General features: G+C 62.3%; 20 protein-coding genes, 1 tRNA gene and 2 riboswitches. Of the genes, 10 read left to right on the forward strand and 11 right to left on the reverse strand.

Annotated features, from left to right (window positions below; translation table 11 throughout):
• Positions 1–214: 214 nt before the first annotated feature.
• A complete protein-coding gene (locus tag DJFAAGMI_RS20495; protein WP_211458733.1) occupies positions 215–1,507 on the forward strand; it encodes a TIGR03862 family flavoprotein in 1,293 nt (430 codons plus the stop codon).
• A gap of 477 nt (positions 1,508–1,984) precedes the next feature.
• Positions 1,985–2,302, forward strand: coding sequence for a hypothetical protein (locus DJFAAGMI_RS20500; RefSeq protein ID WP_211458735.1), 318 nt, complete (start codon positions 1,985–1,987; stop codon positions 2,300–2,302).
• 44 nt (positions 2,303–2,346) lie between these two features.
• Here DJFAAGMI_RS20500 and DJFAAGMI_RS20505 read toward each other — a convergent pair.
• Positions 2,347–2,422 (reverse strand) — tRNA-Asn (locus DJFAAGMI_RS20505).
• A gap of 182 nt (positions 2,423–2,604) precedes the next feature.
• Here DJFAAGMI_RS20505 and def point away from each other — a divergent pair.
• Positions 2,605–3,144, forward strand: a complete 540-nt coding sequence (gene def / locus DJFAAGMI_RS20510; RefSeq protein WP_003053486.1) for a peptide deformylase — start codon at positions 2,605–2,607, stop codon at positions 3,142–3,144.
• A 527-nt stretch (positions 3,145–3,671) separates the two neighbouring features.
• A complete protein-coding gene (locus DJFAAGMI_RS20515) occupies positions 3,672–5,162 on the forward strand; it encodes a nucleobase:cation symporter-2 family protein (RefSeq protein WP_019043982.1) in 1,491 nt (496 codons plus the stop codon).
• A 141-nt stretch (positions 5,163–5,303) separates the two neighbouring features.
• Here DJFAAGMI_RS20515 and DJFAAGMI_RS20520 read toward each other — a convergent pair whose 3' ends face one another.
• From DJFAAGMI_RS20520 to DJFAAGMI_RS20550, 7 genes are all read right to left on the reverse strand, one after another.
• Positions 5,304–6,374 carry an NAD(P)/FAD-dependent oxidoreductase gene (locus DJFAAGMI_RS20520; RefSeq protein WP_211458737.1) on the reverse strand — a complete coding sequence of 357 codons (1,071 nt, stop codon included), beginning with the start codon at positions 6,372–6,374 and terminating at the stop codon, positions 5,304–5,306.
• 36 nt (positions 6,375–6,410) lie between these two features.
• On the reverse strand, positions 6,411–6,740 hold the full coding sequence (fdxA, locus tag DJFAAGMI_RS20525) for a ferredoxin FdxA (protein ID WP_003053491.1): 330 nt from the start codon (positions 6,738–6,740) through the stop codon (positions 6,411–6,413).
• A gap of 144 nt (positions 6,741–6,884) precedes the next feature.
• On the reverse strand, positions 6,885–8,258 hold the full coding sequence (locus DJFAAGMI_RS20530; protein ID WP_211458739.1) for a sulfate adenylyltransferase subunit 1: 1,374 nt from the start codon (positions 8,256–8,258) through the stop codon (positions 6,885–6,887).
• Positions 8,259–8,396: 138 nt separating this feature from the next.
• Positions 8,397–9,329, reverse strand: coding sequence for a sulfate adenylyltransferase subunit CysD (gene cysD / locus DJFAAGMI_RS20535; RefSeq protein ID WP_211458740.1), 933 nt, complete (start codon positions 9,327–9,329; stop codon positions 8,397–8,399).
• A 62-nt stretch (positions 9,330–9,391) separates the two neighbouring features.
• A complete protein-coding gene (locus DJFAAGMI_RS20540) occupies positions 9,392–10,039 on the reverse strand; it encodes a phosphoadenosine phosphosulfate reductase domain-containing protein (RefSeq protein WP_211458742.1) in 648 nt (215 codons plus the stop codon).
• Positions 10,036–10,422 (reverse strand): DUF934 domain-containing protein, encoded by a 387-nt coding sequence (locus DJFAAGMI_RS20545; RefSeq protein WP_043004098.1) that lies wholly within the window; start codon positions 10,420–10,422, stop codon positions 10,036–10,038. The genes DJFAAGMI_RS20540 and DJFAAGMI_RS20545 overlap by 4 nt, the downstream gene beginning before the upstream one ends.
• Positions 10,423–10,446: 24 nt before the next feature.
• Positions 10,447–12,231, reverse strand: coding sequence for a nitrite/sulfite reductase (locus DJFAAGMI_RS20550; protein ID WP_211458744.1), 1,785 nt, complete (start codon positions 12,229–12,231; stop codon positions 10,447–10,449).
• Positions 12,232–12,516: 285 nt separating this feature from the next.
• On the opposite strand from DJFAAGMI_RS20550, the gene DJFAAGMI_RS20555 reads away from it, so the two are divergent.
• Positions 12,517–13,836 carry a hemolysin family protein gene (locus tag DJFAAGMI_RS20555; protein ID WP_211458746.1) on the forward strand — a complete coding sequence of 440 codons (1,320 nt, stop codon included), beginning with the start codon at positions 12,517–12,519 and terminating at the stop codon, positions 13,834–13,836.
• Between the two features lie 80 nt (positions 13,837–13,916).
• Here DJFAAGMI_RS20555 and mnmC read toward each other — a convergent pair whose 3' ends face one another.
• From mnmC to DJFAAGMI_RS20570, 3 genes are all read right to left on the reverse strand, one after another.
• The gene (gene mnmC, locus DJFAAGMI_RS20560) at positions 13,917–15,884 is read right to left on the reverse strand and encodes a bifunctional tRNA (5-methylaminomethyl-2-thiouridine)(34)-methyltransferase MnmC2/FAD-dependent 5-carboxymethylaminomethyl-2-thiouridine(34) oxidoreductase MnmC1 (RefSeq protein ID WP_472924648.1); all 1,968 of its coding nucleotides are present in this window, start codon (positions 15,882–15,884) and stop codon (positions 13,917–13,919) included.
• 141 nt (positions 15,885–16,025) lie between these two features.
• Positions 16,026–16,691, reverse strand: a complete 666-nt coding sequence (locus DJFAAGMI_RS20565) for a trimeric intracellular cation channel family protein (RefSeq protein ID WP_211458748.1) — start codon at positions 16,689–16,691, stop codon at positions 16,026–16,028.
• Positions 16,692–16,743: 52 nt separating this feature from the next.
• Positions 16,744–16,863: riboswitch (glycine riboswitch) on the reverse strand.
• 13 nt (positions 16,864–16,876) lie between these two features.
• Positions 16,877–16,969: riboswitch (glycine riboswitch) on the reverse strand.
• 191 nt (positions 16,970–17,160) lie between these two features.
• Positions 17,161–17,436 carry an oxidative damage protection protein gene (locus DJFAAGMI_RS20570; RefSeq protein WP_003053502.1) on the reverse strand — a complete coding sequence of 92 codons (276 nt, stop codon included), beginning with the start codon at positions 17,434–17,436 and terminating at the stop codon, positions 17,161–17,163.
• Positions 17,437–17,579: 143 nt separating this feature from the next.
• On the opposite strand from DJFAAGMI_RS20570, the gene DJFAAGMI_RS20575 reads away from it, so the two are divergent.
• The 5 genes from DJFAAGMI_RS20575 (at position 17,580) to ssuD (ending at position 22,854) form a co-directional block, all read left to right on the forward strand.
• Positions 17,580–18,611, forward strand: a complete 1,032-nt coding sequence (locus tag DJFAAGMI_RS20575) for a sulfate ABC transporter substrate-binding protein (protein WP_003053504.1) — start codon at positions 17,580–17,582, stop codon at positions 18,609–18,611.
• A gap of 68 nt (positions 18,612–18,679) precedes the next feature.
• Complete coding sequence (gene ssuE, locus DJFAAGMI_RS20580; protein ID WP_211458750.1) at positions 18,680–19,276, forward strand: NADPH-dependent FMN reductase; 597 nt, start codon at positions 18,680–18,682, stop codon at positions 19,274–19,276.
• A gap of 220 nt (positions 19,277–19,496) precedes the next feature.
• The gene (locus DJFAAGMI_RS20585) at positions 19,497–20,519 is read left to right on the forward strand and encodes a sulfonate ABC transporter substrate-binding protein (RefSeq protein ID WP_052223843.1); all 1,023 of its coding nucleotides are present in this window, start codon (positions 19,497–19,499) and stop codon (positions 20,517–20,519) included.
• A gap of 17 nt (positions 20,520–20,536) precedes the next feature.
• Positions 20,537–21,619: an aliphatic sulfonate ABC transporter substrate-binding protein gene (locus DJFAAGMI_RS20590; protein ID WP_211458751.1), complete on the forward strand. Its 1,083-nt coding sequence runs from the start codon at positions 20,537–20,539 to the stop codon at positions 21,617–21,619.
• Between the two features lie 23 nt (positions 21,620–21,642).
• Positions 21,643–22,854, forward strand: a complete 1,212-nt coding sequence (ssuD, locus tag DJFAAGMI_RS20595; RefSeq protein WP_211458752.1) for an FMNH2-dependent alkanesulfonate monooxygenase — start codon at positions 21,643–21,645, stop codon at positions 22,852–22,854.
• Position 22,855: the final 1 nt, after the last annotated feature.

Consider the following 22,855-nt stretch of genomic DNA (forward strand, 5'->3'; position numbering starts at 1 on the left):
TTGTAGTCCTGGATTTTCTTGAATCAAAAAATGTAGGCGGTCTATTCGCCTAGTGAGTTGATTGTGACAGAAACTCATCTCCCGCCATGGTGTGTGGGTGGTTGTTTGCTGCTATCGCGCTAATAGTGCCCGCGGTATTGCAGAAATGCCGTCGATGGTATTCTGCGCACCCTTTGGCGGCCTCTGGCCGCGAGCTGATTGAGGTAGTAGAACTATGAGTGTCCCGGAACCGTTGATGACCGATGTTGAATCGGCCTGTGATGTGGCTGTGGTCGGCGCCGGGCCTGCGGGCCTGATGGTGGCCGAGCAACTGGCAAAGGCTGGCCTGTCGGTCAGGGTCTTCGAGGCGAAGGCCTCGGCGGCCCGAAAGTTCCTCATGGCCGGCAAGGGCGGCCTCAATCTCACGCATTCCGAAGAGTTCTCCAGTTTTGTGACCCGTTATGGCTCCCGCTCTGGTGATCTGGCCCCTTGGCTTGAAAAATGGGGTGCGAACGAGCTTCGGGCCTGGGTCAAGGAGCTGGGCTTTGATACCTTTGTGGGTACATCCGGGCGCGTGTTTCCGGCGGATATGAAGGCTGCGCCGCTGCTGCGGGCCTGGCTTGTGCGCATGAAGTCTCAGGGTGTGCATTTCCATATGCGGCACCGCTGGACAGGCTGGTCGGAGGATGGTCAGCCGGTTTTCCAGACAGAGGGAGCCAGGGTCAAGATCGGCTGCAGGGCTCTGGTGCTGGCGACCGGCGGAGGCAGCTGGGCGCGTCTGGGCTCGGATGGCGCCTGGGTTGCGCTGTTGCAGGACAAAGGGGTGGGCATTGCTCCCTTGCAGGCCGCCAATTGCGGCTTTGATGTGGGTTGGTCGCAGGGGCGTGAAGCAGGCTGGAGCGAGGTGTTTGCCCAGCGTTTTGCGGGCCAGCCGTTCAAGTCGGTGGTTTTGAGGTTTGTGGATGATCAAGGTGTCCGCTTTGAGCGCCAGGGGGAGTTTGTTGCGACGCAAAGCGGGGTGGAAGGCAGTCTTGTCTATGCAGTCTCATCCCTGCTGCGAGACAGCATTTCCCGCCAGGGCGAAGCTTGCTTCGAGCTGGATCTGCTGCCGCAGTGGAGTGCGGAGCGTGTGCAGCAGGAAGTGATGCGGCCGCGTGGCTCGCGCAGTCTCAGCAGTCATCTCAAGGGACGTCTGGGGCTGGATGGCATCAAGACGGGCTTGCTGTATGAGGTGCTCGGCAAGGACGGCATGGCGGACATGAAGCGTCTGGCATCCACGATCAAGGCCGTGCCCCTGACTGCCATCGCGCCACGCCCCATTGATGAGGCCATCAGCACGGCCGGCGGGGTCCGTCTGGAGGCTCTGGACGCGCGCGGCATGTGTGCGGCACTTCCCGGCGTCTTCTGTGCCGGGGAGATGCTGGACTGGGAAGCTCCGACGGGCGGCTACCTGCTTACGGCCTGCCTGTCATCAGGCGTTCATGTGGCTCAAGGTATTCTGGACTTTCTGCAGGCCGGCGAGGCCTGATAGATGGTCTGGGCAGCAGGCGCGCTGCATTGATTTCTAAGGAGTTTTGCGGCGTGGCGGCGGCCCCTGGGTCGTAAGGCTTGCGAGTGGAGGGTGTCTCAAGCTGCAAAGGCCCGTTCCAGGTGCCGGACAAGCCCTTGAGATGGGTATAGGCGGAAACGCCATTGCGCTTTAGTGTTTCACAGGAGGCGTGAGACGCTGGCTGGAAGCTTAGGACTCACCCTAAGACACTGTAAAAGTCGTCGGCAATGAGTCTCTTTGATTCCTGGGTAGTGTCTTTGTGATGCAGAAAGGCCTTCGACGCGCGGCGGCGAGCCGGCTTGGGGCGGCTTGCCGTGGGGAGCGGGTCTCCATCCTACGAGGCGAACTCTTGCTGTGGGACAGATGCCATGTGCCAGAGACAGTACGCTGACAGCAGCGCCTCATCGCATGATGGGTATGACGGATTTGCGTTGTTACCGGAAAAGGAGGTTGGACATGTTTTTCGGCAAGATCTTCGGGTTTGGACGTTCCGAACCACGCTATATCCGCCGCACGCGTGCCTATCTGCAGGAAGCTCGCATGGCCATTCTTGAGCACTCCATCGCGGCGGAGTACTACCAGTCCTCTGCGCAGATGTATGCCGAACGCGCTGCGCGACTGGAAGAGGAGTTGCGGGCCTGGGAGGAGGGCGAGCAGCACCATATTCCGGCCGTGCCGCACCACTATCCCTATGTTCCTCACACGGCACACAAGGCCGTCGCCGTAGATGCGCCCCCCGTGGGTGCGTCCGTGGGCGTGGTGAGAGCTGCCTAAGCGGATAAAAGAAAAGCCTGTATGCGTGCATACAGGCTTTTTGATGGCTCCTCAACCTGGGCTCGAACCAGGGACCTACGGATTAACAGTCCGGCGCTCTACCGACTGAGCTATTGAGGAAGAAGACCTAGATTATAGGGTGTAAAAATAGGCTCGCAGGAAGTTCATCACAATTTCATCAAATTCTCTGTGCCTGATGCCCCAAACAGGTCGCAGGGTTCAGGTGGATTGGGGCTGACGCTATGCTTTTGAAGAATGAAACAGTGCGGTGGCCCGGTGGTTGCTGCGCGCTATATTGATCTATGACCGTACGTGCCATTTTGAAGATGGGTGATCCCCGTCTGTTGCGGCTTGCCAAGCCGGTGACTGAATTTGATACCGATGCGCTGCATCTATTGCTCAAGGATTTGCTGGACACCATGCATGCCGCCAACGGCGCAGGTCTGGCGGCGCCGCAGATCGGTGAGGATCTGCAGATGGTGGTGTTCGGCTCGGGCGAGCCCAATCCTCGCTACCCCGATGCCCCCATAGTGCCTCGCACCGTGCTGATCAATCCGGTCATCACCCCAATCGGTGAAGAGGAGCAACTGGATTGGGAAGGTTGTCTGTCCGTTCCCGGTCTGCGCGCCATGGTGCCGCGCTGGAGCAAGGTGCGCTATACCGGCTTTGACCTCTATGGCGATCCGATCGACCGTACGGTCGATGGTTTCCACGCGCGCGTGGTTCAGCATGAGTGTGATCACCTCTGGGGCAAGCTCTATCCGATGCGTGTACGCGATTTCAGCCAGTTCGGCTTTACCGATGTGCTGTTTCCCGGCATCGCGCAGGCCGAAGACGACTGAGCCTGAACGGACAGGCGCTCTCGATTCCTTCTGTGACTTACATCAGGTGCAAGCCTCCATGAGAGTGGAGCTTGCATCTTTTGTTTCTTGCAGGGTTTTGAGGCCCGGGTATCTGTGACTTAAGTCAATTTTTTCGCGCACAAAAGCAGGCAATTGGCCTGCTTTTGTGCTTTGGAAAGGTTCTGGTCAGCACTTTGTATACAAAACTGTAGACAATTTTGGTGTCCTGGCGACGTACAGTCTCGACTCATGCCCTGCTGGGTATGGCTTTGATTGCGCAATGGAATAGTCCGTCCGGCGGATGTCATGCAATCAAAGGAGATCGAACGACTGACTTGGGTGAATGAAAGAGTGGTTTGCTCTTTTCTATAGGTCGGATCGCTCTCGCAGAAGAGCGACTGGCTGCAGCACAAGGCCTCGCTGGGGCGATCGGAAAACAGATCGCTGCAAGGGCTGTCGCTGCAAGTCGACTGGACAGAGCAAAAGGCCTCAAGAGCCTTGGTGAGTTGGTAATTTAGGAGACAAAGATGAACGATCAGACCGGAGCATCCAGGGATGCGACCGTCAAGCGCCCCGAAGATGAGAATCTTGGCGTCACCGCCAACCTCATGTATGGCTTGCAACATGTGCTGACCATGTACGGCGGCATCGTGGCAGTGCCTCTGATCGTGGCCGAAGCGGCTGGCATGTCCGCTGCCGACGCCGGCCTGTTGGTGACCGCCTGCCTGTTCATGGGTGGTGTGGCAACCTTGTTGCAGACCCTGGGTATCCCTTTCTTCGGCTGCCGCCTGCCTCTGGTTCAAGGCGTTTCATTCGCAGGTGTTGCCACGATGGTCAGCATTCTGCATACCGGCGGCGGCATGCAGGGCGTGCTGGGGGCTGTCATGTACGCCTCGGTACTGGGCCTGATCATTGCACCGGTTTTTTCGCGCATCACCAAATTCTTCCCGCCGCTGGTCAATGGCTGCGTGATCACGGTGATCGGCATGTCGCTGATGCCAGTGGCTGCACATTGGGCCATGGGCGGCAATGCCAAGTCGGCTGATTACGGCAGCATGGGCAATATCGGTCTGGCCGGGCTGTCGCTGTTCATGGTGCTGCTGTTCAGCAAGCTGGGCAATGCCATGCTGTCGCGCCTGTCGATTCTGGTGGCGATCGTGGTGGGCACCATCACGGCGGTGTTCATCGGCAAGGCCGATTTCTCCCAGGTGTTCAACGGCCCCATCTTTGCGGTGCCCACGCCTTTGCATTTCGGCTGGCCCACTTTTGACATGGCGGCCACCATCTCGATGTTCATCGTGATTCTCGTGATCCTGGTGGAAACCTCGGCGGACGTGCTGGCCGTGGGCGAAATCGTGGACAGCCCCGTGGACGGTCGTCGACTCGGTGACGGTCTGCGCGCCGACATGCTGTCCAGCATCGTGGCTCCCATCTTCGGCGGCTTCACGCAAAGCGCTTTTGCGCAGAACGTGGGTCTGGTGGCCGTGACCGGAATCAAGAGCCGCTTTGTGGTGGCTTTCTCCGGCCTGATCCTGATCGTCTTCGGCGTGCTGCCGGTGATGGGGCGTATCGTGGCCTGCGTGCCTCCCTCCGTGCTGGGCGGCGCCGGCCTGGTGCTGTTCGGTACCGTGGCTGCCAGCGGCATCCGTACCCTGGCCAAGGTGGAATACAACAACAATATGAATCTGATCATTGTTGCCACCTCGGTGAGCGCGGGTCTGCTGCCGGTGGTGGCTCCCAAGTTCTATGACCAGTTCCCCGCATGGTTTGCCACGATTTTCCACTCGGGCATCAGCGCAACCGCTCTGGTTGCCGTGACCCTGAACCTGCTCTACAACCACTTCAAGCAAGGCAATTCCGATCAGCCTTCCGTCTTTGAAGCCGGCTATGGCCGTGCCCTGAGCCAGCATGTGCTGGAAGCGCTGGCCGATGGCGACCGCGTTGAAGGTGGCAAGATCTACGACAAGGAAGGCAAGGAAGTGCCCATCATTCCGGTCAAGCCCGCTCATGGCCATTGACTCGAGATCAAAGTGCGCGCGGTGGGGTTTGACCCCGTCGTGATTTACACCGCTATCCCGCATAGGAGGGATAGCGGTTTTTTTATGCCTGTCTGAGAAGCGGCGCTGCCTCGAGAGTGGGAGAAATGCGCCGCAAGCGCTTCAGTGCGACACGCCCAGGATGGCATGCAGGCGAGCACTGGTTGTCGTGTATTCCAGCAACGGCTTGCTGCCTTGCAGATATTCTGCGGCCGCGAACGCGGCCATGGTGGCCTCATGAAAGGCGCAGAGGATCAGCCGCTTCTTGCCGCTGTAGCTGACGATGTCGCCGATGGCATAGATTCCCGGGGTACTGGTGGCAAGTGTTGCAGGATCCACCGCCAGCTGCTTGCGCTCCAGCGCCAGGCCCCAGTCCGTCAAAGTGCCCAGCTTGGGCGAGATGCCCTGATAGACCAGCAACTGCTCGACGGGCAGCGCATGTTCCTCGCCCTCGCCATCCATCCATTGCACGGCCTGCAGCCGGCCATTGTCGTGCTGCACTTCGGTGATCTGGCCAATCAGCACTTCGACGGCGCCAGATTCGCGCAGCTGCTGCAGCTGAGCCAGTTGCGCGGGCTCGGCATTGAAGCTGTCACGGCGGTGCATGAGAACGGTTCTGGCTGCATTGGCAGTGCAGGCAATGGCTGCGGCCACGGCTTCCTCGTCGCCGCCATAGACCAGCGCCTGGCGGCCTGCAGCCATGTCCGGTTGCTGCGGGTGATAGTGCAGCTGGCCTGGTTCGAGTCCATCCACGCCCGGCGCCTTGAGGGCCTTGGGAACAAAGGCGCCGACGCCTGCGGCGATGAAAACGGTGCGTGTGTGAAAGACGGCTCCAGCCGTGGTGCCGAGCTGCCAGCGCCCGTCCTCAAGGGACTGCAGGGTCTGTACTTGCTGTGACAGGTGGCGCGTCACCTGCATGGGCGCGATCTGCTTTTCCAGCAGTTGCACCAGCTCCAGGCCCGTGCAGACAGGAATACCGGGAATGTCGTAGATGGGCTTGTGCGCGTAAAGCTGGCTGCACTGGCCGCCGACATGAGGCAGGGCGTCTATCAGATGGGCTTGAATGCCCTGAAGGCCGAGCTGGAAGGCCTGAAACAAACCCGCCGGACCTGCGCCAATGATGATGGCGTCGGTTTCCACGGCGGGTTGTTGTTGAGTGAGAAAAGCGTTGGTCGTTGCGTTGGACAGGCTCATGCGGGCAAGCGTAGCGCAGTCCACGCCCTGACTGGCTTAGCGCTCCAGCAAATCCACTTTGTTCGGCTTGCCATTCCACTCGTCGGCGTCGGGCAGCGAAGCCTTGCGCTTGGTGATGCTCTTCCAGCTCTTGAGTTGGGACAGGTCCACGTTCAGCTTGATGAAGGCCAGTTGATCGGCCGGCACATCTTCTTCGGCAAAGATGGCATTGGCCGGGCATTCGGGAATGCAGACAGCGCAGTCAATGCATTCATCGGGATCGATCACCAGAAAGTTGGGGCCTTCACGGAAGCAGTCCACGGGGCATACGTCCACGCAATCGGTGTACTTGCACTTGATGCAGTTTTCGGTAACGACGTGAGTCATTGAGAATCTTCTTCTTGGGTGGGGATTGGTAAAACCCCTTGATTTTAGGTTTTTTCCCGCGCAGCGCCAGTGCCTGGCCGGATAAGGCCGTATGGAGATCCGATTTGACGGCCAGATCGGGGTACGGCCCTGCCTTCGGTTGCCTCAGTTCACCAGCGCGGCGCCGGCTGTGGCGTTGCTGGCGGTGTCCACCAGAATCAGCGAGCCCAGCTGGCGAGCCTGCGTGAATGGAGCCGCCGGAATCGGTTCCTGCAGCACCAGTTCCACCTGGCCTATGGCGTTGGCCTCCAGTTGCTGGGCATCTTCCTTGTCCAGCGTGTTGATGTTGAGGCGGTGCACCAGGCGGCGGGCCTTGGCCTTGACCCAGCGGTGGCCATGCAGCGCCCAGTAGACACGGCCAGGCACCAGGGGTTCGTTGTCCATCCAGGCCACGGTGGCGGTGATCTCGCGGCTGCTGGGCCATGGGCTTGCGGCAGCAGGGGCGTCAAAGTCATCGTCTGCGACCTCGGCTTGCACGGGCGCGGCAATGATCCAGTCGCCGCGCGAGACATCGACCTCACGGTCCAGGGTGATGCCGGCGGACAGGCCGGCAGCCACTTCCTTGGGTGCGCGGGCATGGTCTAAGACCTGGGCCACGGTGGCGAGCTGGCCGCTGGGCAGAATCTGCACCTGGGCACCGACCTGGGCCAGGCCCGTGGCGACGCGGCCCCAGAACACGCGACGGCCCTGGCTGGTGTCGGACGAGGAGGAGAACTTCTCCACCCACTGCACGGGGAAGGCCAATGCCAGATCGCTGTCGGTGGGTGTGTTGGGCAGTTGCTCCAGCAGCTGCAGCAGACTGGGGCCTTGGTAGCCGGCCCAGCCATCGGCGCTGTTGACCACGTTGTAGCCCTTGAGCGCGGACACGGGCACGGTGGCCGTGATCTTGATGTCTGCGGAGGCAGTGAACTTCTGCAGTGCGGCGCTGATATGGGCAAAGGCCAGGGCCGGGTCCTGCACGGCATCGAGCTTGTTGACGGCAAACACCAGCGAGTTCACGCGCAGCAGGTGGGCCAGCAGGCTGTGGCGGCGGGTCTGGGGCAGCAGCTCCAGATCGGCATTCTTCCAGTCCAGCTTGGTGGCATCGACCAGCACCACTGCAGCATCGGCGCTCGACGCGGCCGTCACCATATTGCGGGTGTACTGCTCGTGACCGGGCGCATCGCCAATGATGAACTTGCGCGACTCGGTGGCGAAGTAGCGGTAGGCCACGTCGATGGTGATGCCTTGCTCGCGCTCGGCGGCCAGGCCGTCGGTCAGCAGAGCCAGATCGGTTTCGCCGGACTTGGTGACGCCGGCCAGCTGATCCTGCAGCACGGCGCGGGTGTCCACCAGCAGGCGGCCGATCAGCGTGCTCTTGCCGTCATCGACCGAGCCGCAGGTGATAAAGCGCAGCGCGCTGCTGGTATGTGCGTCAAATTGGCCTGTAACGCTTGATGGGCTTGCGCTAGCAGCTATGGAATTAATAGTTTCAGTCATCGCATTCTTTCCTCAAACAGGCATGTCCCAACTCAAAGACGCCAAGCAAGAGCCGCCTCGCGGCAGTGGCGTCGTCCCCCTCCCGCAAGCGCAGCGAAGCGAGAGAGGAGGAAGCGGCGTAGCCGCTCACGGGGAGCCTTAGAAGTAACCGTCTTTCTTGCGCTTTTCCATGGACGCTTCGCTGGTCTTGTCATCCATGCGCGTCGCGCCACGTTCGCTGACTTCGGCGGCCAGGGTTTCGATCACGATGTCCTCGGCCGTTGCTGCCGTGCTTTCCACGGGGCAGGTACAGGTGATGTCGCCCACGGTGCGAAAACGCACATCGCGCACCACCACTGCTTCGCCGTCCTTGGGAGGCGTCAGCTCGGTCACGGGCACCAGCAGGCCCTTGCGCTCCACAACATCGCGCTTGTGGGTGTAGTAGATCGATGGCAGGGCGATGTTTTCACGGGCGATGTACTGCCACACGTCCAGCTCGGTCCAGTTGCTGATCGGGAAGACGCGGAAATGCTCGCCCTGCGCAATGCGGGTGTTGAACAGCGTCCACAGCTCGGGGCGCTGGGCCTTGGGCTGCCACTGGCCGAAGCTGTCTCGGTGGCTGAAGATGCGTTCCTTGGCGCGGGCCTTTTCCTCGTCGCGGCGCGCGCCGCCGATCAGGGCGTCGAAGCGGAACTCGTCAATCGCCTCCAGCAGCGTCACGGACTGGTGCACATTGCGCGATTCGCCGGGGTGGGCCAGGCGCACGGTACCGCGTGCCATCGAGTCTTCCACGCTGCGCACGATGAGCTCGGCGCCCAGCTCCTTGGCTCGCTGGTCGCGGAAATCGGTCACTTCGGGGAAGTTGTGGCCGGTGTCGATCATCAGCAGAGGGTAGGGGATGCGGCCTGCGCCAAAGGCTTTTTCGGCGCAGCGCAGCATGACCAGCGAATCCTTGCCGCCCGAAAACAGCAGGGTGGGGCGTTCAAAAGCGGCGGCCACTTCGCGCAGGATGAAGATGGTTTCTTCTTCCAGCGCATCCAGGTGGCGATTGCTGAGATGGCTCAACACAGAAGTATCCACACGGGCGTTCATAAATACACTTTCAAGCGAAACAGTTCTCTAGCGCATATGTAGCAAGCGCTGGTTGCTATTTTTTAGTGAGCGATATGGAGGCCGCACTCGCGGTTGTCTTCGCCCTTTGTGGGGTCCACATAGTCAAAGTTGTTGGGCAGGCCGTGCTTTTCGCAGTATTCGTACAGCTCCTTGGACGACCAGTGCAGCAGCGGTGCAACCTTGACCAGACCGTCCGGGTTGATGCTCACGGGATCCATCTGCGCCCGCACGGCAGTGTCGGTGGCGCGCAGGGCGGTGAACCAGACCTTGGGTGCGGTTTCGCGCAGGGCGCGGGCAAAGGGCTCCAGCTTCACCTCTTCGGTGAAGGCCGCATGGCGCGGATCGTCCAGCGCTGGCGTGGCGCCTTCCACGGCCTCGCGGTGGGCGCGTGAGCGCAGCGGCAGGTAGATCTTGAGCTTGAGCCCAAGCTGCTTGGTCACCGCATCGGCAAACCGATAGGTGGCTTCGGTGTTGTAGCCGTTGTCCATCCAGACCACCGGCACGTCGGGGTTGGCACGCGTCACCATGTGCAGGATCACCGCCTCGAAGGGACGGAAGTTGGTGGTGACTATGGTGGATTGACCCAGGCCCACGGCCCAGTCCACCAGCGCCTGGGCGTCGCGGCCCAGCTCGGCATTGATTGGTGCCAGATCCAGGTCGAGGGTGCTTACGGGGGCGAGCTGACTCATGCTTGCACCTCGGCGAAATGAGGCTGGGTGTGCACGGCATCGGCCTGGTAGAAACCGCCAAAGCGCTCGAACTGGCGCTGGGCATCGGCAGCGTCCACGCCTTCGCGCAGCACGGCGCTGCTGAAGCCTGTGCGCTCCATCTGAACCAGTTGGTCGATCAGCACATCGCCGGTGGCGCGGATGTCGCCCGCAAACTTCAGGCGGCGACGCAGCAGATAGGCCTGGCTGAAGGCGCGGCCGTCGGTGAAGTTGGGGAAATGCAGATCCACCTGCGTGATGCCGTCGAGATTCGCTTCGAGGGCGTTCACATCGTTGGCCAGCACCAGCACATTGCCGGTGCTTTCGCTGGGGGCCTGGTATTCGTTGCTTGCCAGAATTTTCATGACTCTATCCTTGTTCTTATGGCTTCAGGCCAGCGCTTCTTCTTCGGCTTCCACAGGGTGGCGGGCGGCCTTGCCGGCCTCCTTGAAGGGATCCAGGCCGATGCGGCGCACGGCGTCGATGAAGTGCTCGCCGGGCTGGCGCAGGTCGCGGTAGGTGCTGAGCACGGCTTCGATCACATCGGGCACTTCGGCTGCGCTGAACGAGGGGCCGATGACCTTGCCGGCCACGGCCTGGCCGGACAGGGTCGAGCCGTCGGAGCCGCCCAGCGTGACCTGGTACCACTCCTTGCCGTCCTTATCCACGCCCAGAATGCCGATGTGGCCGCTGTGGTGGTGGCCGCAGCTGTTGATGCAGCCGCTGATATGCAGGTCGATCTCGCCGATGTCATCGAGTTCATCCAAATCCTGGTAGCGGGCCGTGATGGCGTCGGCAATCGGCAGGCTGCGGGCATTGGCCAGGGCGCAGAAGTCGCCGCCGGGGCAGGCGATCATGTCGGTGAGCAGGGCCACATTGGTGCTGGCGAGACCCAGGGCCTTGGCCTCGGTCCACAGCGCATGCAGCTGGCCAACCTGTACCCAGGGCAGCATCACGTTCTGGTCGTGCGTCACGCGGGCTTCGCCGGCGGAGAACTTGTCCACCAGATGGGCCAGTGCGTCGAGCTGTTCGCTTTGTGCATCGCCGGGGGCCTGACCCACACGCTTGAAGGACAGGGTCACGGCGCGCAGACCGGCCACGCGGTGGGCGTGGACGTTACGGCCAATCCAGCGTGCAAAGGCGGGTTCCTTGGCAGTCTGCTCGACCAGGGCCTGCTCATCGCCTGCAGCATCGGCCACCGCGGGCAGAGCGGGCGTGGTGAACATCGCAGACACGCGATCGAACTCGGCCTGAGGCACGGTGTGAGGGCCTCCATCCACGTCGACGATCTGGCGGAATTCCTCTTCGACGGCGTCGATATAGGCCTGGCCTTCGGCCTTGACCAGAATCTTGATGCGCGCCTTGTACTTGTTGTCGCGGCGGCCCAGCTCGTTGTAGACGCGGACGATGGCCTCGATGTAATTCATGATCTGGTTCCAGGGCAGGAACTCACGGATCACGGTGCCGATCACGGGTGTGCGGCCCATGCCGCCACCCACGAAGACCTTGAAGCCGATTTCGCCGGCTTCGTTCTTGACCATGTGCAGGCCCACGTCATGCCAGCCCGTGGCGGCGCGGTCCTCGCTGGCGCCGGTGATGGCGATCTTGAACTTGCGTGGCAGAAACGCGAACTCGGGGTGCAGCGTGGTCCACTGGCGCAGGATTTCCGCGTAGGGGCGGGGGTCGATGATCTCGTCAGGTGCGATACCGGCCAGTGCATCGGTGGTGGTGTTGCGAATGCAGTTGCCGCTGGTCTGGATGCCGTGCAGGTTCACGGAAGCCAGCAGGTCCATGACATCGGCAGACTTGCTCAGCGGAATCCAGTTGAACTGCACATTGGTGCGCGTGGTGAAGTGGGCGCAGTTCTTGGGCAGATAGGTGGTGCCCAGTTTGCCCTGGCCTTCCAGAGCCTGTTTGAAGACTTCGGCCTCGGGCTCGTCATACTCGCGCGCCACCCTGGCCAGTACGCGGATCTGGGCGGAATTGATTTCACCGTAGGGCACGGCCACACGCAGCATGGGCGCATAGCGCTGCACATACCAGCCGTTTTGCAGACGCAGCGGGCGGAAGTCGTCTTCCGTGAGCTTGCCTGCCTGCCAGCGCTGGAGCTGGTCACGGAACTGGTCGGCGCGTTGCTTGACGAACGCTTTGTCGAAATCGGTGTATTGATACATGTCTTCAGTTCTTCCGTGGAGCGTATGCCCTGCCACGCGTGGCATTGCACTTGGATCGTTGGACTGAACTGTAGAGAGGCTTTATATAAAAACAAACGATTATTTAGTGCTTCATATATATCTGATTGAATATGTGAGAGGGCTGCTTCACAGGTCGAACAGGGTGCCTCGGCGAATTTCCTTTCTGCGCGCTTGCATTTTGTGAGCGGCCCTGCGCCGCGCATTCTCTAGAATCGGGGCTTGTTCAATGATTGAGGCGCCTGGATTGAAAGCGGGTGCCTGACTATGGAAATAGCCATACTTTTCGCTCTCATCTGTCTGAACGGCGTGTTCGCCATGTCGGAAATCGCGCTGGTCACCGCCCGCAAGAGCCGCATGCAGAGACTGGTGGATGAGGGCGACAGCGGCGCTGCAGCTGCTATCAAACTGGGAGAGGACCCGACGCGCTTCCTCTCCACCATCCAGATCGGTATCACCTCCATCGGCGTGCTCAACGGCATCGTGGGCGAAGCCGCCCTGGCTGGCCCTCTGGCCGTCTGGATGACCGAGTCCGGCATGCAGGCCAAGACCGCAGGCTATGTCTCCACCGGCCTGGTGGTGGTGCTGATCACCTATTTCTCCATCGTGGTCGGCGAGCTGGTTCCCAAGCGCCTGGGCCAGACCCATCCCGAGGCCCTGGCGCGTCTGATCTCGCGCCCCATCAACTTCCTGGCCCTGGCCACCAAGCCCTTTGTCTGGCTGCTGTCGGCATCGACGCGCGGCCTGCTCAAGATCCTGGGCGTCAAGGAGAGCAACGGCAGCGTGGTGACCGAAGAGGAAATCCAGGCCATTCTGGTCGAAGGCCATACGGCGGGCGTGATCGAGTCTCAGGAACACACCATGGTGCGCAATGTGTTCCGTCTGGACGATCGCCAGATCGGCTCGCTGATGGTGCCGCGCAGCGATGTCATCTGCCTGGATATCGACGAGAGCCTGGACGAGACTCTGGCCCGCGTCGAGCAGGCCGATCACGCGCGTTTCCCGGTCGTGCGCGGCGATATGAACAACATCGTGGGCGTGCTCAATGCGCGCCAGTGGCTGGCGCAGGCCCTGCGCAACAAGAGCCAGCAAGCGCTCAAGGACCAGCCTCTGCAGGCGGCCCTCTATGTGCCCGAGACCATTACCGGCATGGAGCTGCTGGACAACTTCCGCACCTCCGATCTGCATATGGCCTTTGTGATCGACGAGTACGGCGAAGTGCAGGGCATCGTCACGCTGCAGGACCTGATCGAGGCGATTACCGGTGAATTCCAGCCGCGCGACCCCGAGACCAGCTGGGCCGTGCAGCGCGAAGACGGCAGCTGGTTGCTGGACGGCCATATTCCCGTACCCGAACTCAAGGACCGGCTGAGCCTGCATGCCGTGCCCGAGGAAGAGCGCGGTCGCTATCACACCCTGAGCGGCATGATCATGCTGCTGCTGGGCCGCGTGCCCGCCGAGGCCGATGTGGTGGAGTGGGAAGATTGGCGTTTTGAAGTCGTGGACATGGACGGCAAGACGCTGGACAAGGTGCTGGCGACCCGGCTGGAGCCACTGGTCACCGTGGCCTCGTTGGGCAGCGAATAAGCTCGGGCTGCAAAGTCCAACTAAAAACAGCACGCAGCGCTTGTCTGCAAAGCGTTGCGTGCTGTTTTTTTGCGAGTTTCTTACTTGGGTTGCTGCAGGGCACGGCTCCACAGGCGCTGCGTGCCCAGGGCCTGCGCCAGCCTGGCATCCAGCGGCAGCGGCTCGCCATGCAGGCGTGCCGCCAGCAGCTCGCCGCACAGCAGCGACAGCGTCAGCCCGCGCGAGCCCAGCCCCGTCAGCACCCACAGGCCCGGCAGCTCGTCGGCCGTCTGTCCGGCAGGGCCGGCCAGCGGCAGGCGGTCATAGGCAGCGCAGCGAACGCGCGCCCAGGTGGCGGGCGGCTGCGCCGCCTCAAAGAACGCGTGCAGTGCTTGTCTGCACCCGGGCAGCAGGGCCGCCAGCTTTTCGCCATTGCTGGCATGGGCGGCCTGTTGATCGGCAGCGGTGGGGGGCAGCTCCGTCACATCGCGCTCGAAGGTCGATCCCATGACCCATTGGTGCGCACCGGCATGGCTGGCCGAGGGAAAGTCCGGCACCAGATTGCCGTGCCCGTTGACGGGGAAGGGCGGCATGGCTGCCAGCGTCCCTGCATCATGCTCGGCCACGCTGACCTGACCGCGTATGGCTTGCAGCTCCCATTCGCCTGCAGCCAGGCCGCTGGCCTGCAGCAAGGGCTTGGAGTCCGGGCCCAGGGCCAGCACCAGCATCGGTGCTTCGGCCAGGGTCTGGCCCTGGGCATCCTGCACTTGCCAGAGCTGGCGCAGGGGATCGCGCAGCAGCCTTGAGGCCGAGGCATGACCTTGCCAATGAATTCCGGGCGATTGCAGCAGCGCATGCACCAGTTGAGCAGGGCGCACCCAGCCGGCCTGCTCATGCCAGACGGCCTGACTGTCTGCGGGCAGATGGGCCGCAGCCAGCTGAGCCGGCTGCACGGGTGCGCTCCAGTGCAGACCCCAGGGGTAGGTATCGCTTGCGGGCTGCAACCATGACCTGGGCAGATGGGAAGGCTCGTTCAGGTCGTGTTCAAGCACCCCGTCATGAGCCCAGTCCCGGGACGGTTGCAGTTTGTTTGCCTGGCTCAGTTGCAGCAGATTCTGTAGCGTTGTGCGCACGCCGCTTCTGGACAGGCGCGACAGGACGCTGTCGTCGGGCGAAATATGCGGGCAGAACAGGCCGGCGGGCAGGCCCGAGGCCCCTGCAGCAGGCGCGGCCGCCGCATCCAGCACGGTCACTTCCCAGCCGCGCCTGGCCAGGCTGGCGGCGGCGGCGGCACCGGCCAGACCCGCACCCAGCACCAGACAGCGACCGGCCTGGCTCACCGGCGCAGGCAGGCCGTCGCTGCGATGGCGCGGTTCCCAGGCCGGGTTGTAGGTGGCATGCAGGTTATGGCGTTTGGGTGGCACGCCGGCGCGCTTCTTGACTTCAAAACCCTGAGCCTTGAGCGCCTGGCGTACATGGCCGGCCACGCACCAGGTGGCCAGTTGGGTACCCCGGCGGCAATGGCGGGCAATGTTCTTCATGGCTTCTTCGTCCCACATTTCGGGGTTGAGCTGGGGAGAAAAGCCATCCAGGTACACACTGTCTGCCGTCAGCTGCTGCTTGCGCAACATGGTCTTGGCGTCGCCTATATAGAGCGTCAGCAGCAATTGGCCGTCGTCGAAGGAGAGGCGGTGCACGCCGGGCAGCAGCCCCCACCATTGCGCGGCCAGTTGCTCGCCAAGCGGACGCAGTGTCTCGTCGGTGGGCAAGGACTTGAGCAGATCCTCGCGCGAGACCGGGTGGGCTTCCACCGAGACAAAATGCAGCATGCGCGGGCGTCTCGGGTCGGCTTTCCACGCCGCCCAGGTGACGAGAAAGTTCAGGCCCAAGCCGAAGCCGGTTTCCAGAATGCGCCACTGAGCCGCAGCAGCCCAGGCAGCAGGCAGACCGCAGCCGCCGAGAAAGACCTGTCGGGCTTGGTCAAGGCCGCCTAGCTCGCTGTGATAGCGGTCGCCAAATCGGGTGTTGTAGGGGGTGCCATCCGGCATCCATGTGATCGGTTCAGACATGGAAAGTGAAACTACATGGGTAATGCAGGCGCAGTCTAGTTCAGAGCAGCCAAGCAAGGGCCGCCCCGCAGCGATGGCTGCGTCCCCCTCCTGCGTAGCAAGAGAGGGGGAAGGCGCGCAGCGCCACAGGGGGAGTCTGGATCACTCCCAGCGCTGCTGGTAAGAGAAAACCGGCAGGCGCCACTTGAAACGAATGGCGGCCAGACGGAAGGCCAGACCGCCTCCAAAACAGACAAGGGTGCTGATATTGGAGCTTACCTCCAGATAGCGCAGGCCCAGGAACATCAGGCATACGGACAGCGACACGCTGGCATACAGCTCACGGCGGAACACCACGGGGACCTGGTTGCAGAGCACGTCACGCAAAATGCCGCCGCTGATGCCGGTAATCATGCCGGCCATGATGATGACGATGGTCGGGTAGCCAAGCTCCAGTGCCGTGTTGCAGCCGATCAGTGAAAAGGCGATCAGGCCCATGGCATCCAGCAGCAGAAACACCTGCTTGAGGCGGTGCATATGGCGCGCGATCACCGTGGTCAGCAGGCCGAAGCTGATGACCAGATACACATATTCGGGGTGCTGGGTCCAGCCTATGGGGTAATGGCCCAGCACCATGTCGCGGATGGTGCCACCGCCCAGCGCGGTGACGAAGGCGATGACCACGACGCCAAAGATGTCCATATTGCGCCGGCCTGCAGCAAGGGCGCCGGACATGGCTTCGGCGGTAATGGCCACCAGATAGATGACCAGCATGACGGTGAAGTTGGAGGCCTGGAACGAGTCCAGCAAAGAGATGGAGGGAAGCATGAAGGCATTTGAAAATAGACCAGCCACTCGCATCAGCGGGAGTGTCCGGCTTGCCTCTCCCGCTGTCCTTTTACCTGAGAGTTGCACATGGGCACCTTCGCGGTGCGCATGCTTGCCCCTTCGGTGAGCCCTGCAGACTTGTGGTCGCGGGCTGCTCTCCAGTTGGCGATATCCGGGTCCTGTCAGACCCACCTGCGGTACTTATTGCCTGAGCGATTATGGGAGTTTGCGCCTTCGGCGGGAACCGTTGACAGGTTCCGCTCTCCCGCGGGATGGGCGCGATTCTAGCCAGTTCCAGCGACCGTATTCGGGTTAATACCTGTATCAATTGGGTTTGAGCAGTTTTGCGACTGCCGGCCTCGGGCACCCCTGGGCGTGCCCTCGGTCTCACCGGTTGGCTGTTCGACAGCCCGCAAGAAAAAAGCCCCGAGGCCTGGGCCAGGGGGCTTGGTGTCCAGATCGACCGAAATTACTCGGCGCTGGGAGGCACGTAGCCTGCTGCGGCATCTGCGCCGCCGCCAAAGAAATGGTTTTCCATCTGGCGGGCCAGGTATTGGCGGGCACGGGCATCGGCCAGGTTCAGGCGGTTTTCATTGATCAGCATGGTCTGGTGCTTGAGCCAGTCGGCCCAGGCCTGCTTGCTCACGCTTTCATAGATGCGCTTGCCCAGTTCGCCGGGAGCAGGAGGGAAATCCAGGCCTTCAGCGTCTTGACCAAGCTTGATGCAGTGAACGGTACGTGCCATGTGTAGGGTCCTCTTGGTTGATCTCAGATGTTTGGGTAATAACAAACTGAAATCTTAGTAGTTTGAGTTTTAAGAATGCGGCTCAAGAATGCGCAGCAACGGGGCAGAAGCCCGTTATCCATTCACTCCAAGAACACAGTCCAATGAAAAATCGTCGCAACTTTATCAAGTTTCCTCTGGCTGCCGGTCTGATTGCTGGCTTGACCCTCTCGGCTCTGCCCACATTGCCCGCTTTTGCGCAGACTGGCGTGCAACTGCTCAACGTCTCCTACGACCCGACACGTGAGCTCTATGTGAACTACAACCAGGCGTTCGCCAAGCACTGGAAGGCCACGCAGAACCAGGATGTGACCATCAAGCAGTCGCATGGAGGCTCGGGCAAGCAGGCACGCTCCATCATCGACGGTATCGAGGCCGATGTGGCCACGCTGGCACTGGCCGGCGATATCGACGCCCTGGTCAAGAACGGCAATGTCAAGGCCGACTGGCAAAAGCGCCTGCCGCACAACAGCGCGCCCTACAGTTCCACCATCGTCTTCCTGGTCAAAAAGGGCAATCCCAAGGGCATCAAGGACTGGGACGATCTGGTCAAGCCCGGCATCCAGGTGATCACGCCCAACCCCAAGACCTCGGGTGGTGCACGCTGGAACTATCTGGCGGCCTGGGAATTTGCCAAGCGCAAATACGGCGGCGATGCACAGGCCAAGGATTTCATCACCAAGCTCTACAAGAACGTGCCCGTGCTGGACACTGGCGCGCGTGGCTCCACCGTGACCTTTGTGCAGCGCGGTCTGGGCGATGTGCTGCTGGCCTGGGAGAACGAGGCCTATCTGGCGCTCAAGGAGTTCGGCCCAGAAAAGTTCCAGATCGTCGCGCCTTCGCTGTCCATCCTGGCCGAGCCTTCGGTGGCCGTGGTCGACAAGGTGGTCGATAAAAAGGGCACGCGCACCGTGGCCGAGGCCTATCTGAAGTATCTGTACTCTGAAGAGGCCCAGCGCATCGCTGGCAAGAACTTCTACCGTCCGACCGATGCCAAGGTGGCCGCCGAGTTCGCGAGCCAGTTCCCCAAGCTGGAGCTGTTCACCATCGACAAGGCTTTTGGCGGCTGGGCCGCGGCAGACAAGGCTCACTTCGCCGATGGCGGCAGCTTCGACCAGATCTACACCAAGAAATAAGCGAAACGCAGGACGGGAGCGCGATGAGTGCTCCTGTCTTTGCAATAACAAAAAGATAGAGCCAAGCCATGTCGATTTTGCTGATTGCCGGTAGTCCCTCGCAGCCCTCGCGCTCCAGTGCCCTGCTCAATGCCGTGGCCGCGCGTCTCCAGGCCCAGGGTCTGAACACCGAGCCCGTGCTGCAGCTCAACCAGCTGGACCCCGCGGCCCTGCTGCATGCCCGCTTCGATCATGCCGAGATTCGTGCCGTGACCGAGCGCGTGGCCCGGGCCGATGCGGTGGTGGTGGCCACCCCCGTCTACAAGGCAGCCTACAGCGGTCTGCTCAAGGTGTTTCTCGATGTGCTGCCGCAGACGGCGCTCAAGGGCAAGCTGGTCCTGCCCCTGGCCACGGGCGGCAGCCCCCACCATATGCTGGCGCTGGACTACGCACTGCGCCCAGTGCTGCAGTCGCTTGGCGCACGCCACATACTGCCGGGCATCTATGCCACCGACCAGGGTGTACCCCTGCTGCCCGAAGGCGGTTATGGCCTGGCCCCCGAGATTGCCGAACGCGTCGAGGATGCCGCCCAGTTGCTGGCCACCGATCTGCGCCGCAGTGCCCAGTGGGCTGCCGCCAATGACTTTGAAAGCATCGCGTTTGCCGACGTGCGATGTAGCGTTTGAACTAGCGCCCCCCTGAGCCGCACGCGGCTTCCCCCGAGGGGACGGCAGCATCGCTGCGGGGCGCCCCTTGCTTGCTGCTTCACTGATGGGGCGGCGCCCATTTCTCCATGTCTCTGTTTTTGATAGCAGTCCCCGCACTGCGAAGGCCGAGTTGCGCCTGAAATCAGGCCAAAGGTGCGCCTGAAGTGTGTGGACTGCAAGCTCCAAGGATTGATTTCTCATGACCGATCGCAACAACACTTCTGTCGTCATTTCGTCGCAATTGCTGAACACCACACGCCGTCAGTGGCTGGCGGGTACGGCAGCTTCGGCGCTGGCGCTGGCCTCGGGCGGACTGCATGCGCAGCAAGGCAATGGCACGGCAGGCGGGCAGCGCGTGCTGCGCGTGGGCCATCAAAAAGGCTGGCTGTCGATTCTCAAGAATCGCGGCACCCTGGAAAAGCGCCTGACCCCGCTGGGCGTGGCCGTGCGCTGGGTCGAGTTCAACGCCGGCCCCGTACAGCTGGAGGCGCTCAATGTGGGCTCCATCGACTTCGGCGATGTGGGCGAGGCTCCGCCGATCTTCGCCCAGGCCGCCGGTGCGCCCCTGGTCTATGCGGGTGCCACGGTGGCACGTCCGGGCCTGGAAGCCGTGATCGTGCCCAAGGGCTCGGCGATCCGCAGCGTGGCCGATCTCAAGGGCAAGCGCATTGCCTACAACAAGGGCTCCAACGTCCATTACTTCCTGGTCAAGCTGCTGGAAAAGCATGGTCTCAAGTACGGCGATGTGCAGTCGGTCTTTCTGGCGCCGCCCGATGCGCGGGCCGCCTTCGAGAAGGGCTCGGTCGACGCCTGGGTGATCTGGGATCCGTTCCTGGCCTCGGCGCAGAAGACCCTGGATGCGCGCCTGCTGGCCGATGCCAGGGGCGTGGTCAACAACCGTGCCTACTACTTCACCTCGCGCGACTATGCAAGCCGCAATGCCGATGTACTGCGCATCGCGATCGAGGAAATCGCCGCCATCGATGCCTGGGCCAGCAAGAACAAGAGCGCTGCCGCTGCCGAGCTGTCGCAGATCCTGGGCCTGGACACCGCCGTGACCGAGCTGTATCTGAACCGTACCGAATTCGGCACCAAGGCCGTGAATGCCGAAATCCTGGGCGAGCAGCAAAAGATTGCCGACACCTTCTTCGATCTCAAGCTGATCCCCAAGAAGCTAAATCTGCTGCATGCCGCTCCCGTGGATCTGCTGGCCAGCCGCTGAGACAGGCCGCCACCGCCATGAGTTCTGCATCCACTTCACCCCGTTTCCGGCGCGGTCGCCGTCAGGCGCTGCAGCTGCTGGGCACCACGGCTTTCAGCTGGACCCTGGCTGCCTATTACGCCGACGATGCGCTGGCCCAGCCTGCGCCGGCCGTGGCTGCTCCGGCACAGCTGCGCATCGGCTATCAGAAGTCGGCCGTCAACCTGGTCGTGCTCAAGCAGCATGGCGTGCTGGAAAAGCGCTTTCCGGGCACCAGGATCAGCTGGCTGGAGTTCCCGGCCGGGCCGCAGCTGCTGGAGGCGCTGTCGGCCGGCAGCCTGGACTTCGGTCTGACCGGCGATTCGCCGCCCGTGTTTGCCCAGGCTGCAGGCAAGGACCTGCGCTATGTCGGTGCCGAGCCTCCCAAGCCGGAAAGCTCGGCCATTCTGGTGCTGGCCGACTCGCCGCTGAAGTCACTGTCCGACCTCAAAGGCCGGCGCGTGGCACTGCAAAAAGGCTCAAGCGCCCACTACCTGCTGGTGCGCGCGCTGGACAAGGCAGGTATTGCCTGGGCCGACGTCCAGCCCGTGTATCTCGCTCCGGCCGATGCACGCGCCGCGTTCGAGCGCTGCAGCGTCGATGCCTGGGCCATCTGGGACCCCTTCTACGCGGCCACCGAGCTGAGCATCCGAACACGAGCGCTCAGCAGCGGCGAAGGTCTGACGGGCAACAACTCCTTCTATCTGGCCTCGCGTGGCCTGGTCGAGCACCATCCACAGCTCATCAAGGCCTTGTTCGACGAGCTCACGCGTGCCGACCAACTGGTGCAGGCCTCGCGCAAGGAGGCCGTGCAGCTGCTGGCCGCCTTCAGCGGTCTGGACGCGAATGTGGTCAGCCGCTTCATCGGCCGCAGGCCCAGCTCGCCGACCACGCTGCTCAATCCGGCCATGGTGGTCGAGCAGCAGCGCGTGGCCGACGCCTTTTTTCGTCTGGGCGTGATTCAGCGCCAGGTGAAGGTGGCTGACATCGTCTGGCAGCCCACGGCGGCGGAATACGCCAGCCATGGCCAGGCAAGTCCGGCCACTTCATCCATCACGCCCGCCGTGGCATCCAGGTTCTAAATAAGGTTCAAGGAGATTTCGTCATGCAAGTGTTCTGGTTCATTCCCACCCATGGTGATGCCCGCTACCTGGGCAGCAGCGAAGGCGCACGCCAGCTGAGTCATGACTATGTCAAGCAGGTGGCCGTGGCAGCCGACAGCCTGGGTTACGAGGGCGTGCTGATTCCCACGGGCCGCTCCTGCGAAGACCCCTGGGTAGTGGCGTCCAGCCTGCTGCCCGTCACCAAGCGCCTCAAGTTCCTGGTGGCCGTGCGTCCCGGACTGCATCAGCCCAGCCTGGCTGCACGCATGGCGGCCAGCTTTGACCGCCTCTCGGGCGGACGTCTGCTGATCAATCTGGTTACAGGCGGCGATCAGGCCGAACTGGAGGGCGATGGCGTGTTCCTCGACCATGCGACACGCTACGAGCAATCGGCCGAGTTCATCGAGATCTGGCGCGAAATTCTGGCGCGCAGCCATGAGGGCCAGTCGCTGGATTTCGAAGGCCGGCATCTGCAGGTCAAAGGCGCCAAGCTGCTGTTCCCGCCGTTGCAAAAGCCTTATCCGCCCGTTTACTTCGGTGGCTCTTCGCCCGCCGCCCATGAGCTGGCGGCAGAGCAGGTCGATGCCTATCTGACCTGGGGCGAGCCGCCAGCCGAAGTCGCCAAAAAGATTGCCGATGTGCGCCAGAAGGCCGAGCGCCATGGCCGCCAGGTCAAGTTCGGCATTCGTCTGCATGTGATCGTGCGCGAGACCGATGAAGAGGCCTGGGCCGATGCCGAGCGACTGATCAGCCGTCTGCAGGACGAGACCGTGATCCAGGCCCAGGCTGCGTTTGCGCGCATGGACTCCGAAGGCCAGCGCCGCATGGCCCAGCTGCACGCGGGCGGTACCAAGCGCAGCCGCAAGGATCTGGAAATCAGCCCCAATCTCTGGGCCGGTGTGGGTCTGGTGCGTGGCGGTGCAGGGACGGCGCTGGTGGGCAGTGCCCAGACCGTGGCCGACCGCATCAAGGAATATGCCGATCTGGGCATAGACACTTTTGTGCTCTCGGGCTACCCGCATCTCGAGGAAGCCTATCGCTTTGCCGAGTTGGTCTTCCCGCTGCTGCCCGTCAACGTGCAGGAAAAGCTCGGCGGCGGCAACCCCGGCGGTCCGTTTGGCGAGACCGTGGCCAATCTGTACTCGCCGCGAGCCGCTGCTGCTTCGGGAGCTGCCGCTGCGGAGCGCGAGCTGATCCGGGTATCGCAAAGCTGAA

Source organism: Comamonas brasiliensis (genome assembly GCF_018292285.1).
GTDB classification, from domain to species: Bacteria; Pseudomonadota; Gammaproteobacteria; order Burkholderiales; family Burkholderiaceae_C; genus Comamonas; species Comamonas brasiliensis.

What these genes read in the sequence shown, in the direction of transcription:
- DJFAAGMI_RS20495 (WP_211458733.1), top strand. Translation starts at nt 215, where the DNA reads ATGAGTGTCCCGGAACCGTTGATGACCGATGTTGAATCGGCCTGTGAT.
- DJFAAGMI_RS20500 (WP_211458735.1), top strand. Translation starts at nt 1,985, where the DNA reads ATGTTTTTCGGCAAGATCTTCGGGTTTGGACGTTCCGAACCACGCTAT.
- def (WP_003053486.1), top strand. Translation starts at nt 2,605, where the DNA reads ATGACCGTACGTGCCATTTTGAAGATGGGTGATCCCCGTCTGTTGCGG.
- DJFAAGMI_RS20515 (WP_019043982.1), top strand. Translation starts at nt 3,672, where the DNA reads ATGAACGATCAGACCGGAGCATCCAGGGATGCGACCGTCAAGCGCCCC.
- DJFAAGMI_RS20520 (WP_211458737.1), bottom strand. Translation starts at nt 6,374, where the DNA reads ATGAGCCTGTCCAACGCAACGACCAACGCTTTTCTCACTCAACAACAA.
- fdxA (WP_003053491.1), bottom strand. Translation starts at nt 6,740, where the DNA reads ATGACTCACGTCGTTACCGAAAACTGCATCAAGTGCAAGTACACCGAT.
- DJFAAGMI_RS20530 (WP_211458739.1), bottom strand. Translation starts at nt 8,258, where the DNA reads ATGACTGAAACTATTAATTCCATAGCTGCTAGCGCAAGCCCATCAAGC.
- cysD (WP_211458740.1), bottom strand. Translation starts at nt 9,329, where the DNA reads ATGAACGCCCGTGTGGATACTTCTGTGTTGAGCCATCTCAGCAATCGC.
- DJFAAGMI_RS20540 (WP_211458742.1), bottom strand. Translation starts at nt 10,039, where the DNA reads ATGAGTCAGCTCGCCCCCGTAAGCACCCTCGACCTGGATCTGGCACCA.
- DJFAAGMI_RS20545 (WP_043004098.1), bottom strand. Translation starts at nt 10,422, where the DNA reads ATGAAAATTCTGGCAAGCAACGAATACCAGGCCCCCAGCGAAAGCACC.
- DJFAAGMI_RS20550 (WP_211458744.1), bottom strand. Translation starts at nt 12,231, where the DNA reads ATGTATCAATACACCGATTTCGACAAAGCGTTCGTCAAGCAACGCGCC.
- DJFAAGMI_RS20555 (WP_211458746.1), top strand. Translation starts at nt 12,517, where the DNA reads ATGGAAATAGCCATACTTTTCGCTCTCATCTGTCTGAACGGCGTGTTC.
- mnmC (WP_472924648.1), bottom strand. Translation starts at nt 15,884, where the DNA reads ATGTCTGAACCGATCACATGGATGCCGGATGGCACCCCCTACAACACC.
- DJFAAGMI_RS20565 (WP_211458748.1), bottom strand. Translation starts at nt 16,691, where the DNA reads ATGCTTCCCTCCATCTCTTTGCTGGACTCGTTCCAGGCCTCCAACTTC.
- DJFAAGMI_RS20570 (WP_003053502.1), bottom strand. Translation starts at nt 17,436, where the DNA reads ATGGCACGTACCGTTCACTGCATCAAGCTTGGTCAAGACGCTGAAGGC.
- DJFAAGMI_RS20575 (WP_003053504.1), top strand. Translation starts at nt 17,580, where the DNA reads ATGAAAAATCGTCGCAACTTTATCAAGTTTCCTCTGGCTGCCGGTCTG.
- ssuE (WP_211458750.1), top strand. Translation starts at nt 18,680, where the DNA reads ATGTCGATTTTGCTGATTGCCGGTAGTCCCTCGCAGCCCTCGCGCTCC.
- DJFAAGMI_RS20585 (WP_052223843.1), top strand. Translation starts at nt 19,497, where the DNA reads ATGACCGATCGCAACAACACTTCTGTCGTCATTTCGTCGCAATTGCTG.
- DJFAAGMI_RS20590 (WP_211458751.1), top strand. Translation starts at nt 20,537, where the DNA reads ATGAGTTCTGCATCCACTTCACCCCGTTTCCGGCGCGGTCGCCGTCAG.
- ssuD (WP_211458752.1), top strand. Translation starts at nt 21,643, where the DNA reads ATGCAAGTGTTCTGGTTCATTCCCACCCATGGTGATGCCCGCTACCTG.